Below are 12,398 nucleotides of genomic sequence, written 5' to 3'. Positions count from 1 at the left end.
ACTTCCCGAGGGCACGCATCGCGCGTTCGACGCCGCGTGATCTGGTGCGAGTTCAGACGCTGCCGTCGGAGATCGCGATACTAGCCAATTGAACTGGCAGAACCTCGTACGACGGGGTTCCAGCGCTGATGGGCTCTCTCAAACTTGCCGTCCTTCCTGAGCCATACCCTTCATTTCGAGTTCCTAATGCAGCACCGCCATCGATTGGTAAAATCGATTGTTTGGATGGTTGATATTCGATCGGTGGATGTTAGGATCTATGCGTTCCAAGGGTCCTGACCGCTCATGATCGGCTGGCCGAAGTTGGTGCTGTGCGCCGTCGCGGTCAGGTTCCCCCGCAGCCAATAGGACTGCGCGCGAAGAGCAGATTTGATCGAGACCGCGTTGAACCGGCGGTGGAAATCGACACGCTCAGCCCCGCCACCGAGGGCATGGCCACGATGCCGATGGCACTGTGCGTTGTGCTCGCGAATCCATGCCTCGCCCGCCGAAAATGCGACAGGAGGCTTCCAGTGCCGGGGCCGCAGGAGCGCCCGTTGTGGTCCCATGAGGAGGCGGAACACGAGTTCCTGCTCTCCGTGACACGCCGTGACCTGGGTTTTGCCGGGGTGGTCGAGCACTGAGCGGTTATGCGGTGGAAGCTAGACTAAGACTTCTCAACCGATCCGCGTCTCTGCCGTGAAAGGCACCGGGTCGACCCGCTATCGCGCAAGCCCAGGAGCGCGCAAGAATAGTGAGCCGCCGATGTTTACGCTCGCGCCGGAATACGTCTCGGAGAACTGCCGACCGCCGTGCGAGGCGAGGTTTACTGGACCCCGGGCGTGGTATCAATACGGATGGGATTTATCCAATCAATCAATTTGACTGATTTGTTTGAGTCCTGCATTCATGATCGGACATCAACGCAAATTGAGCGAGGTACAAACCGGGGCCGGGGAAAAAAGCGGCTCTTAAGAGCCCTTACCAAATCACATCAACACTGACATGTACCAGATTGCTTTGCCATTTCACTAAGTTTGGCGCCTTCGACCCACTTGTGACCGAAGTATAATCGCACCCCCATGCAGGCACGCCTGGAACAAGATGGCGCTCAATTCGACGTCGGGGTCAACCCTTCACAATGCGCTACCCGATTTGCCCCAAAGCGCACGGAAAACGCAGCTGTCGCTGTTACACAGGTTGAATGTTCAACGTCCGATTGGCCGGCCGGAGCGACAATCGACCGGAACGGACCAGAGCCAATGATACATTCCGACTGGTTATGGGACCTGCGCAGTGAGTGCGACGACTGCATCGGCCGCCGCAGTATATATTTGACTTTTGACGACGGTCCTCACCCGCTTTGTACACCGCAGATCTTGAATCTGCTCGCGGAACATCGGGTCCCGGCGACGTTCTTCGTCATTGGCGCCTATGCCTTGGGCCAGCCGGAGCATTCAAAGAATGGTCGCGGAAGGGCACGAGGTAGGCAACCACACGATGACTCATCCGGACCTGTCTAGATGCGGGTTCGACGAGGTGCAGCGTGAAATATTTGACGCTAATGCGGCTATTATGATGGCTTGCCCTCAAGCGTCAGTTCGGCACTTGCGCGCGCCATACGGGAACTGGACCGAAGAGGTCTTTGCCGCGTCCGCCATCGCTGAACTGGCAGCTATCAAATGGTCGGTTGATCCGCGCGACTGGTCTCGCCCCGGGGTGGACACGATCGTCGATGCGGTCCTGGAATCGGCCAAGCCCGGGGGCAATCGTCCGCTTGCATGATGGGTTTCCTCCCGACGAGTTGCTAGCCGTATCTGGTGCAGGTCTGCGCGATCAGACCGTCACGGCGGTATCCCGTCTAATCCCAGCTTTACTTGAGCGCGGATTTCAAATCCGCTCGCTTCCGCATTTTGATTGAAACGCACCGCTGGCTAACTCCGCGCTTTGACCGCTGCTATCTACGAGGGCATTTGCGGCGGATGGCCGACCATCCTCATGAACCGCATCAATCCTGCGCTGTTTGTCGATGCGTTCACCGCTTGGATGCGCCAGACATCGCCGGACAAGCCCGACTTCGTGGCCACCTCGCGCCGCAGCCATGACCGCAGTGCCGACAAGGCTCCGCTGCATCTAGTCTCCGCCTTCGCCGCGACGTCTCGGCTGGTGCCCGGCCAGGGGGCGGTGCCCGACAAGAGCGGCGAGACCACCGCACTTGCGGCACATCTGGAGCGTCTGGGCGCAAATGACGGCCTCAAGGGAGCGATCGTCTCCATCGATGCCATCGCTACCAACGCAACGATCGCCACGGCAATCCGCAATGTCGGCGCCGACTATCTGCTCGCCATCAATGCTAACCAGCCCACCTTGTGCGCTGAGGTCGAAGCCTGCTTTGCTGATGCACCTGCCGCTGAACTCGACCGCGTCACCGACATCGAGGAACGGCGCGTCACCGTCTCTTGCGAGGCCGACTGGCTGGCGGGCTCGCGCCGCTTTCCCGACGAACTGCGCTTGCCCGAGGCCAAAACCATCATCCGCGTGAAAAACCGCACCGAACTTAAGGATCGCTGCCGCCACGACCAGATAATTCATGTCTTCAGCACGGCTCGGCGCCGAGCAGGCCGCCTCGGCCGTGCGTGGTGGTCACTGGCTGATCGAGAACGCCCTGCACTGGACCCTCGACGTCGTCTTCAACGACGATCAATCGCGGCTCCGAAAGGCCATGGCGCACACAACAGCGCCGTGGTTCGCCACTTCGCCCTCAATCTGGTCAGAGCCCTCTCCGACAAGCGATCAATCAAGCGCCGACGAAAAGTCGCAGGATGGAACGCCGACTATCTCGCCTCAATCATCGGAGAACTCGCTCGTTAACCTGGATTCAAAGCCCTTTGCTCAAAGACGTGCCGTCCCGATCCTGACGCGGCCGCTGGGGCGCAGGACTCTTGCAGCACATCTCGGGCGAGAGCTAACGAGCTCCCGGGCGGTCGGCTGCTTCATTTTGCCTCCCCGATTTGCATTTAAAGACACTTTTCAAATGTGGCGTCTCGTGACATTGGTGAAATCTATTGGTTGGATGACATCCATCCATGCGCTAGATTGGAATTGAAATGCGGTTTAAAGGCCTTGATCTGAACCTCCTCGTCGCGCTCGACGCTTTGATGATTGAGCGTAACCTCACAGCGGCGGCTCGCAGTATCCACCTTAGCCAACCAGCCATGAGCGCGGCTGTCGCCCGGCTGCGCGGCTATTTTGGTGATGAGCTTTTTACAATGAAAGGCCGTGAACTCATCCCGACACCGCGAGCCGAGGCGCTCGCCTCGCCGGTCCGCGAGGCGCTGCTGCATATACAGCTCTCGGTTATTTCCTGGGAGGAATTTAATCCGCGGAAATCCGATCGCTGTTTTAGGGTCATCCTTTCCGATTACATGACGATCGTTTTCTTTCAGGGGGTCATTGACCGTGTTGCGCGAGAAGCCCCTTTCGTCAGCTTCGAACTCCTGCCTCTCGCTGACGATATGGAAGAAATTTTCCGGCGCGGTGACGCCGATTTTCTGATACTCCCTGAAATGTTCCTGTTAAGCGCGCATCCAAAAGCGAAGCTTTTCGACGATACACTCGCCTGTGTGGGCTGTCGGACAAACAAGGAACTGTCGAGAAAGCTCACGTTCGAAAAATATATGTCAATGGGTCACGTAATGGCCAGATTTGGACGTTCGCTCAAGCCATCCATTGACGAGTGGTTTTTGATCGAGCATGGCCTCAAGAGGCGGGCCGAGGTGGTCGTGCAGGGGTTCAGCATGATCCCTCTGATGCTACCGGGCACCAGTCGCATTGGGACCATGCCCTTGAGGCTGGTTGAGCATTTCGCAAAAACACTACCGCTGCGCGTCGTCGAACTTCCGCTCTCGTTGCCGGTGTTCACTCTGGCGATGCAGTGGCCTGCGCTTCAGAATGGCGATCCGGCAAGCATCTGGATGCGGAAGATTTTGTTGGAGGAGGCATCTCGCCTGGTGCCATAGCCGAAGGCTGCGGTATGATTTGCACAACTTTGGATCTGCTCAGCGTTTCGGCGGTGTGCTTTGCGGCGAGTGGCCCCCTGTCATCTCCGCCAGGAGGCGCAACTGGACACTCCGGTTCCCTGCCCGGCGCGGGCCGCGATCAATACGAGCCAGCCGTTTCGCTGGCGTAAGAGCCCTCCCGCCGAATGGAGCCAGTCCTGCTGCCGTTGCTGCCTGTGAGGCCAGCGACGAGCAGATCGGGGAACTGCCGTCGGCACGCCTGCCGGCGCGGGATGGCCGGAATCGAGATCGAGCTGGTTGGTCGCTGTGCATTCGGGTCGACCGCGACGTCGATAAGGGTACGTTGAGCCGGGTGCAAAGGCGGCTCAAGCGAAAGCGCAATATGACTGCGTGTACCCGGATCGACTAGCGATACTATTTCCGGCGTCCTGAAATTCTAGCACATCACTATGTACAGGAAAAATGCGATTTGTGAACGACGCCCTTCAAAATGAGTATTCCGGTGATGCTGGGCGGCTATTCCAACCCGACGCCGGTCGCAAACAAATAGTTCGGAGTCCGCCTCTGGGCTATAGGCACACCATCCATTGCTTGAATGATTCTTATCCAAAATATCAATTTCCCCAATAGCGCGAAATTTTGCATCACAACAATGCTGATCGGTGAATCTTTCGCGTCACCGAGATTCATGGTCGGCCGCCAGACGGGAGGTGAAAGGCATGACTAACCAGCTTACGGCCGAAATCCTGGCGGAGATCTGCAAGCACGCTGAACCGGATGGGAATCCGATCACTCTTGAGACGAAGCTGACTGATTTGGGCATCCATCCGCTGGAAATGGCGGACATCCTGTTTGATCTTGAGACGAAATACGGGATCCAGATCGAAACGGACATTACTGAGGCCTGGAGCGATTTGCAGAACGTGGGCAGCGTGGTCGAAGCCGTCCGTGCGCTTAATGAGCACTGACAATGAACAAGCGCGTTGTTATCACCGGCATAGGCGGGATTTGTGGGCTCGGCAGCTGTGCTGCCGATATTTGGGCCGCCATGTGCGACGGCCGTTCAGCAATCGGCGTGTTGAGCGGTCCCTCGCTGCACGACATCACCGCGCGCACGGGATGCGCCATCCGCAATCTTCCTCAGCATGAGATCGAGCGTAAGCAAGTTCTTTCGATGGATCGGTTCAGCGTGCTTGCAGTGCTTGCCGCTCGCGAAGCAGTCCAGCAAGCAGGGCTGACCGCGTCTGACAAAAACCGCTATCGCCTGGGTGCGACGGTCGGTGTGGGCGTCTGCGGATGGGAGGCGATTGAGCAAGATTACCGGGCTATGCTGCTCCACGGCAGAAAGAGGACCGGGGCCTTCACCGCGCCCAAGGTCATGCCGGGCGCCGCTGCTGGACATGTCAGCATGGACCTTGGACTGCGCGGTCCCGTCTACGGCGTCACTTCGGCTTGTTCCTCCTCTAACCATGCCATTGCCTCCGCCGTCGACCAGATTAGGTGGGGCCGCGCTGATGTGATGGTGGCAGGTGGCGCCGATGCGCCATTGGTTTGGGGAGTAGTGAAATCGTGGGAGGCTATGCGAGTGCTATCGCCCGACACTTGCCGGCCTTTTTCCGCGAACAGGCAGGGCGCTGTTCTCGGCGAAGGCGCAGGCATGATAGTCTTGGAAAGTTACGACCATGCCCGCGCTAGAGGCGCTGAAATATTGGCGGAATTGGCCGGTGCGGGCCTTTCGGCCGACGCTTTCGACATCGCGGCACAGACCATTGAGGGTCCCGAGGCGGCGATCCGCGCTTGTCTAGCCGACGCGGGTCTGGTCCCGGAGGAGGTCGATTACCTGAACGCTCACGGCACCGGCACTAAGCCAAACGATCAGATCGAGACCGCAGCAATCAAGCGAGCGTTCGGCGACCACGCCTATCGAATGTCGGTATCCTCGACCAAATCGATGCATGCCCACTGCCTCGGGGCCTCGGGTGCACTGGAGCTGATCGCCTGCGTGATGGCAATTCGGCATGGGATCGTACCGCCTACCGCCAACTATGACGAACCAGATCCAGATTGCGATCTAGACGTTACCCCCAACCTGGCGCGGGAGCGGAAAGTCAAGGTGACGCTTTCCAATAGTTTTGCGTTCGCGGGCACCAATGCGGTGTTGGCTATCAAGGCGGCGTGATTGTTTGGATCAGTGACGATATTGGTTGCGGCCAATCGTGAAGTGAGTCGTCGTCGCTGCCTTGATCTTGGAGCAAACCAGGAACTCTCGGCAGCGGTCAAGAAATAGCCCTGGAGAGCAGATCCGGGAAAAGTGCTTTGTGCTTCCTGGATTGCGAATGGGCTTATCAGCTCAGGCAACTCGGTCGGGTGTCCGCATGGATGCCCGGCCGATTTCTTGCGCGGTATCGATAAACGACGCCTCGCGCAGGAATCATGAAAGTGCAAACAAGTGGGTATTGCTAAGTGACGTAGTCCAGGGCTGAAAGCGGGCGGCTGCTTTCGGGGCAAAGCTCATCACAAGCTGCCGTTCCATTGTGTCCCACGGGGCAGCGGGGCGTAGAGCCAATCCAGCTTCGAGGGTGTGATGCGGCGCGCTACCCGGAGGACATCCAGAAAGTGAATGCATTCTATCCAATCAATCGATTTTACAAATTCGTGCAGCGACACAAGAGTGCTATGAAATCAATTGTGAGGAGTATATGCGGTGGCAACGCCTATCGAAGCTGGGCCCGCAGCCAATACCCCGTACGGCAGTAGCGGTGACGACTTAATCTTAGATTTCTCCAAGGTAATGCTCGGATCGACGGCCGTGCTGGCAAAGACTCCATCTCGGCCGGTGGGGGCATCGACCGAGCCTTCGGCGGCGCGGACAACGACAAAGTCTTCGGCGGAGAGGGCTTAATTATCATTTCGGCGACGGTCGAAATGAACTTCGCATGGAGGATGACGACCGAGCGCTGTTAACAGTGTAGCAGACATTGAGGCGCTGCATCTGACTGGGTCTGACTTCACCTTCGTCTCCTCCAAGACGCCAGGACTAAGCATTCCCGCGCTGAGCAGTCGCCGTGTGTCAGGAGTTGCTGTCGCCGGTGACGTAGGCCGGTTTTGCGGGCCCAAAAAGTGGCAGATCCCAGCCCCGACGGTGCTTATGAACGAAGGCCTTTCCTAGGGGGTCCCTTCTTGAAAATTTCAGCGAACAAAGAGCAGTCCTCCTCGAGGCCTTTCGCCCTAACGGCCACCATTTGGGCAATTTTCTCAATCAGTGGCGTGATCAACTTGCTTGCGCTGACTTCGCCTCTGTTCATGCTGCAGGTGTATGACCGCGTTCTGGCGAGCGGCAGCGTACCGACGTTGCTGGGTCTCGTCGTGCTTACTGCGGGACTTTATGCATTCCAATCCCTGCTCGACATTCTGCGCGCACGCGTACTGCTGCGGATCGGCGAGCGTTTCGACGGGGAGTTTTCCGGACGCGTTCATGAGGCAATTGTTCGCTTGCCCCTTTTAACACGCAGACCGGGCGATGGCTTGCAGCCGCTTCGCGACCTCGACAACGTTCGCGGGTTTCTAGCCGGAAACGGCCCCGCGGCGTTCTTCGATCTGCCATGGATGCCGCTTTATCTCAGCATTTGCTTCCTTTTTCACTTCTGGATCGGCATGACTGCGCTTGTCGGGGCGGTCCTCCTGGTTTCCCTAACGGCTCTAACTAACGCATGCTCCCGGCGGGCCACACGTGATGCAGTCAACCACAACATGGTCCGCAACGGCCTACTGGAAGCAGCGCGCCGCAATGCCGAGGTCATAGAGGCTCTGGGCCTTGGAAGTCGGATCGCTGCCCGATGGCATAAGGTGAATGCCAAATATCTTGCTGCCAATCGTAAGGCCGGAGATGTGGCAGCTGGGCTCGGCGGGATTTCAAAGTCGCTACGCATGATGCTGCAATCGGCGATCCTCGCCGTTGCCGCCTACCTCGTCATGGCACGTGAAGCTACCGCTGGGGTGATGATTGCCAGCTCCATTATGATGGGCCGGGCCTTGGCTCCAGTCGATTTGGCGATTTCAAGCTGGAAAACTTTGCTTCTGGCGCACCAGAGTTGGGCACGGCTGAAGGACCTCATGGCCAAGATGCCTCAAACCGCTTCGGTCATGCCATTGCCCGCTCCTGAACGCGAACTGCGCGTCGAAGGCGTGATGATCGTGCCACCCGGCGAGAAGAAACCCACTGTGGCAGGCCTTGCGTTTGCCGTTCGAGCGGGAAGCGCACTCGGGGTCATCGGTCCATCGGGTTCTGGCAAGTCAACTCTCGCGCGCGCCATCGTCGGCGCCTGGGAGCCGTCCGCCGGAAAGGTTTGCATCGACGGCGCGAGCCTCGATCAATGGAACCGAGAAGCACTGGGCCGCCATCTCGGTTATTTGCCTCAGGGCGTTGAATTGTTTGACGGAACCATCGGCGAAAACATCTGTCGTTTTGATGACAATCCTGATTCTGAGGCTATCGTGGCTGCGGCAAAAGCAGCGGGTGCACACGAACTGATCCTCAGATTTGAACATGGCTATGAAACTCAGATCGGTGAAGCTGGCTCGGCACTTTCCGCCGGGCAGCGTCAGCGTATCGGTCTTGCCCGAGCTCTTTATCGCGATCCCTTCCTAGTCGTGTTTGATGAACCCAATGCCAACCTTGATGCGGAAGGCGAGATCGCCGTGGTCGAGGCGATCAATTCCGTTCGTGTGCGCAACGGCATTGCCGTTGTCGTCGCACATCGCCCCAGCGCCATCGCCGCCGTCGATTGCATATTGATGCTCGAAGGTGGGCGCCAAAGAGCCTTCGGTCCGCGCGATGAAGTGCTTTCCACTGTCTTGCAGAGAAGAGCAGCGACGCCGCCACGAAGTGAATCCAAGGATGTGTCTGCGACCGATGTTGGGAAGGCATCTGCTCGGGGGATTGCGTCTGCATCCAAGTGCGCTGTGTCCACATAAAGACCTAGGCTGCCCCGATTCGAGGATTGCGATGTCTGAAATTGACACGAAAGCCGACGCTTCCCGTTCTATTCGCCGAAACTTACTGACAGCACTTTTTTTGAGCATCACCGTTCTCGGAGGAGCGGGAGCCTGGGCTTCAGTGACGAATCTGTCTGGTGCGGTCGTCGCGTCCGGACACTTTGTCGTCGATTCATACATTAAAAAAGTGCAGCATCCGACCGGTGGGGTGGTGAAAGAAATCCTCGTGCGTGAGGGCAATAGAGTCAAGACAGGCGACGTTGTCATGCGACTTGATGCCACTCAGCCACGCGCCAATCTAGCCATCATCATTAAGCGACTCGATGAGTTGGCATCCCGGCTAGCACGGCTCGAAGCCGAGCGTGACGATCTGGCAGAGATCGTCTTGCCGGAATGGCTGCTCAAGCGGCGAGATATCTCCTCGGCGGCCTCCGCAATACTCGGTGAGCGGAAGTTATTCGAATTTCGCAGGCAATCCCGCGAAGGAGAAAAGTCGCAGCTGGCCGAGCGGATCGCGCAATATAGGCATGAGATCGAGGGCCTCAAAGCGCAGCAGATTGCATTTGAGAAAGGTATTGACATTCTCGGACATGAAATTGCTGCTTTGAGTAGGCTGCGCGAACAAGGCATTGTCTCGGACCAACGCTTAAACAGCCTCAAGTCGCAGGCTGCCACCTTAAGCGGTCAACGTGGTGAAACGGTCGCGAACCAGGCACAGACGGCGGCCCGTATTGCCGAAACTCGTCTGCAAATCCTGCAGATTGATCAAGATCTCAAGACGGAAGTCGGCAAGGAACTCATACAGGTCCCGGCCCAAGTGGAGGAATTCCTAGAACGCAAGGTAGCTGCTGAGGATGAGCTTCGGCGAACCGATATCGTCGCGCCGCACTCAGGAATCATCCAACAGCTTGCTGTCCATACGGTTGGTGGTGTGATCAGACCCGCCGATCCGATCATGCTGATTGTGCCTGATGGCGACGATCTTCTTCTGGAAGTACAGATCTCTCCGAAGGACATCGACCAGATACGCCTTGGTCAACAGGCCGTGTTGCGGATGTCGGCCTTCAACTTGAGAACCACACCGGAGCTGAACGGGTATGTAAGCTGGATAGCGGCCGATCTGACGACGAACGAAAAAAACGGCACTTCTTACTATCTGGTGCGCCTGTCAGTTCCGCGTTTTGAACTGACGAAGATCAAGGATCTGACATTGATCCCAGGCATGCCGGCCGAAGCGATGATCCAGGCGGGCCAGCGGACAGCGCTTTCCTATTTTCTCAAGCCCCTGTCTGATCAGATCAATCGCGCATTCCGCGAAGAATAGAGTTCTGCTTTTGAGGAGGTGAAGTAGGCTGGGCACTCGCTCGGTGCAAGCTTGCGATCACTTGACCTGATGTGGTTGTCTAATCGCAGTTGGGGCGTCAAGCGTGGAGTTTGTTGAAGCGGCACTGCCGGGTGCATGGTTGTCTACCAGGCGACCGGCGAAACTGGCTTCAAGCGCAAAGGGGGTCACGCGGCGAGGCGACTGTCGGCGGAACTCGCCTTCACAGCAGTCCTGCTTCCGCCCGAGGCGAAGATCCCGGCGCACAGCCTGCAAGGCATGATAAGGATTTCGCCCTGGTTGAAAGCCGCAATTGCAATCGAGGAAATCGTCTTCGAACACACTACAGCCACGTGCTGACCATCCGCGCGCGACAGCTACAGGCTCCGCGCCAAGCGATCGTTGTCCGACCTGACAAGACATGGAGCATTCGTCCAATCTCGCACGAAATCCCTATCGAACGCCGCGCGTTCAATAAGCTCTCCGAATCGCAGGATCCAATAGGTGCTGTCCGACAACGGGGATGACGATCCCGAGGTTACCGCGAAGGTGACTGACTCGGACCGCCTCGGGCAACATGGCCCTTCAACCGATCAGCGATCTCATCGAGTGCTTCGTCCCAAGAAACCTGCACCCACTGCGGATCTGGGATCACTCTTCGACGTCGTGCGCCGGAGCGGCGCCTAAGACGCCTTGAATTGTGGACGATTTCCGGCGCCGATCGGCCCTTGAGGCAAACTGCCTTGCCGGTCGGATGATCAGGATTTGGCACTACCTTTTTGAGCCAGCCGTTTTCGACGACGTTGATGGTGCCACACCGTGACTTACACAGCGTACAAAAACCGACTTTTTCTTCTATCATGGTAGGCGGGTCTCCGAACGTCGTGCGATGGTCGCTACCAAGGCGCGAGCAGGGCGAAACGCGGCTTCACGACTATCGCGTAGCGACCGACAGTCCGATCTATTCCAGCACAAAAATCCCCATCTGAACCGTCGAGGCGGCGGGGATGGACGGCTGTTATTGCCACTGATCTTGGATTAGTCCGGGCATTGGGCGGCAAAGCCGGAAGATTCCAAGTCGGTCGGCTCGGCCAATTTCACCGGGCAGGACCGGGGGGTCGGTTCCCTCAGATCACGTTCGGACGAAGGCCTATACATTTCGTAATTTGTCATCGCCGGACAATTCACGATAGGGCTCGCTTGCGGCTCGCGTCGCCATCCGAATCGGACCAACTCTATCTCCTCCCGCCGGATGGACGGCTCGAGTCGCCCCTGCCCCGTGCACACGTCGCTGCAGGCGGCGGAAGCGAAGCTACTCAGCCCGGCGGCAGCTGTCGCGCCTGCGCGATTGCCGGAGACCGCCAAGCTAGGTCGGCCCGCCATCTGGTGCACATTCGCAGACGTTTGAGACCGCATCCAGAGCCTGTCCGGCGATGTGTCCATACATTTGCACAGCCCACTGGGAACCTCGGCCCGCACCAGGAAGGAGGGGCCCCTTCGGACCAGGAAAATCGGCAGATTCGCTAAACGCTATCTGACTCGCCGGGACCCGCGGCTCCCGATTTGGTCACAGCTGATCGGCCGCTGTCCAGTTCACCCACGCCGCAGGATTCGAGGCGTTTGCGCTCGGCCGCCAAGTGTTGCCTAGCGAGACTTAATTCAGCCGTCATGATGCGGCTGCAGGCTAAGGCACGGCTGATCCCGCCGGTTGGCCCGCGTTCCCGTGTAACTCCTGTGCCCGGCTTACGACCGAGCTCTTTTTTATACAGGCAGTTTCGACACAGATGGGCCTTCAGGATTGCATCGGCAGCGTGCGGCGTCGAGCGCGATATCCAAAAGGCCTTCCGTGGTGTGAATCGAGAGAATGCCAATCACGCCTTTGGAATCCTCGACTGTCGAAGCGTGAAATTCGCTCGGCACGAAAGGCAATGCCTTCTTCGTCTGGCGCATCGCTCGCCTGTATCCATAGCGCAACAATCGCGCAACCCGACACCATGGTAAAGCGGACCTAGACTAGCAGGCTTCTCTGATTGGGGTCGGTGAGGTCAAGCTTTTCCCGTCTTCTTTCCGGATCATGTCGCCCC

At 58.0% G+C, this 12,398-nt stretch carries 11 protein-coding genes and 2 pseudogenes; 11 read left to right on the top strand and 2 right to left on the bottom strand.

Annotation, left to right across the window (positions count from 1 at the left end; genetic code table 11):
* The first annotated feature begins 395 nt into the window (after window positions 1–395).
* From RFM52_RS29735 to RFM52_RS29685, 11 genes and pseudogenes are all read left to right on the top strand, one after another.
* Window positions 396–623, top strand: a complete 228-nt coding sequence (locus RFM52_RS29735; protein ID WP_320253115.1) for a hypothetical protein — start codon at window positions 396–398, stop codon at window positions 621–623.
* A gap of 438 nt (window positions 624–1,061) precedes the next feature.
* Window positions 1,062–1,226: pseudogene (locus tag RFM52_RS29730) on the top strand (hypothetical protein); the annotation flags it as partial.
* Window positions 1,227–1,241: 15 nt separating this feature from the next.
* A pseudogene (gene nodB, locus RFM52_RS29725) lies at window positions 1,242–1,900 on the top strand (chitooligosaccharide deacetylase NodB).
* A gap of 77 nt (window positions 1,901–1,977) precedes the next feature.
* Window positions 1,978–2,850: an ISAs1 family transposase gene (locus RFM52_RS29720; RefSeq protein WP_320223260.1), complete on the top strand. Its 873-nt coding sequence runs from the start codon at window positions 1,978–1,980 to the stop codon at window positions 2,848–2,850.
* A gap of 236 nt (window positions 2,851–3,086) precedes the next feature.
* Window positions 3,087–3,998, top strand: a complete 912-nt coding sequence (locus RFM52_RS29715; RefSeq protein ID WP_320216524.1) for a LysR family transcriptional regulator — start codon at window positions 3,087–3,089, stop codon at window positions 3,996–3,998.
* A gap of 719 nt (window positions 3,999–4,717) precedes the next feature.
* Window positions 4,718–4,966, top strand: a complete 249-nt coding sequence (locus RFM52_RS29710; protein WP_320216525.1) for an acyl carrier protein — start codon at window positions 4,718–4,720, stop codon at window positions 4,964–4,966.
* Window positions 4,967–4,968: 2 nt separating this feature from the next.
* Window positions 4,969–6,177 carry a beta-ketoacyl-[acyl-carrier-protein] synthase family protein gene (locus tag RFM52_RS29705; RefSeq protein ID WP_320256188.1) on the top strand — a complete coding sequence of 403 codons (1,209 nt, stop codon included), beginning with the start codon at window positions 4,969–4,971 and terminating at the stop codon, window positions 6,175–6,177.
* A 620-nt stretch (window positions 6,178–6,797) separates the two neighbouring features.
* Window positions 6,798–6,962 (top strand): hypothetical protein, encoded by a 165-nt coding sequence (locus RFM52_RS29700; protein ID WP_320236793.1) that lies wholly within the window; start codon window positions 6,798–6,800, stop codon window positions 6,960–6,962.
* 276 nt (window positions 6,963–7,238) lie between these two features.
* Window positions 7,239–8,972 (top strand): type I secretion system permease/ATPase, encoded by a 1,734-nt coding sequence (locus RFM52_RS29695; protein WP_320298817.1) that lies wholly within the window; start codon window positions 7,239–7,241, stop codon window positions 8,970–8,972.
* Window positions 8,973–9,003: 31 nt separating this feature from the next.
* Window positions 9,004–10,317, top strand: a complete 1,314-nt coding sequence (locus tag RFM52_RS29690) for an HlyD family type I secretion periplasmic adaptor subunit (RefSeq protein ID WP_320216527.1) — start codon at window positions 9,004–9,006, stop codon at window positions 10,315–10,317.
* Window positions 10,318–10,452: 135 nt separating this feature from the next.
* Window positions 10,453–10,674, top strand: coding sequence for a hypothetical protein (locus tag RFM52_RS29685; protein WP_320256189.1), 222 nt, complete (start codon window positions 10,453–10,455; stop codon window positions 10,672–10,674).
* 178 nt (window positions 10,675–10,852) lie between these two features.
* On the opposite strand, the gene RFM52_RS29680 is transcribed toward RFM52_RS29685, so the two are convergent.
* Both RFM52_RS29680 and RFM52_RS29675 read right to left on the bottom strand, forming a co-directional pair.
* Entirely contained in the window at window positions 10,853–11,176 is a 324-nt protein-coding gene (locus RFM52_RS29680; RefSeq protein WP_320256190.1) for a hypothetical protein, read from the bottom strand.
* Window positions 11,177–12,075: 899 nt separating this feature from the next.
* Complete coding sequence (locus RFM52_RS29675) at window positions 12,076–12,264, bottom strand: hypothetical protein (RefSeq protein WP_320256191.1); 189 nt, start codon at window positions 12,262–12,264, stop codon at window positions 12,076–12,078.
* Window positions 12,265–12,398 lie beyond the last annotated feature (134 nt).

The sequence above is a fragment of the Mesorhizobium humile genome (assembly GCF_033977215.1).
Taxonomy (GTDB): Bacteria; Pseudomonadota; Alphaproteobacteria; order Rhizobiales; family Rhizobiaceae; genus Mesorhizobium; species Mesorhizobium humile.
The sequence above is the reverse complement of the archived record's forward strand: the minus strand, read 5'-3'. Positions and strand labels throughout refer to the sequence as shown.

What these genes read in the sequence shown, in the direction of transcription:
- RFM52_RS29720 (WP_320223260.1), top strand. Translation starts at nt 1,978, where the DNA reads ATGAACCGCATCAATCCTGCGCTGTTTGTCGATGCGTTCACCGCTTGG.
- RFM52_RS29715 (WP_320216524.1), top strand. Translation starts at nt 3,087, where the DNA reads ATGCGGTTTAAAGGCCTTGATCTGAACCTCCTCGTCGCGCTCGACGCT.
- RFM52_RS29710 (WP_320216525.1), top strand. Translation starts at nt 4,718, where the DNA reads ATGACTAACCAGCTTACGGCCGAAATCCTGGCGGAGATCTGCAAGCAC.
- RFM52_RS29705 (WP_320256188.1), top strand. Translation starts at nt 4,969, where the DNA reads ATGAACAAGCGCGTTGTTATCACCGGCATAGGCGGGATTTGTGGGCTC.
- RFM52_RS29690 (WP_320216527.1), top strand. Translation starts at nt 9,004, where the DNA reads ATGTCTGAAATTGACACGAAAGCCGACGCTTCCCGTTCTATTCGCCGA.
- RFM52_RS29685 (WP_320256189.1), top strand. Translation starts at nt 10,453, where the DNA reads ATGGTTGTCTACCAGGCGACCGGCGAAACTGGCTTCAAGCGCAAAGGG.
- RFM52_RS29680 (WP_320256190.1), bottom strand. Translation starts at nt 11,176, where the DNA reads ATGATAGAAGAAAAAGTCGGTTTTTGTACGCTGTGTAAGTCACGGTGT.
- RFM52_RS29675 (WP_320256191.1), bottom strand. Translation starts at nt 12,264, where the DNA reads ATGCGCCAGACGAAGAAGGCATTGCCTTTCGTGCCGAGCGAATTTCAC.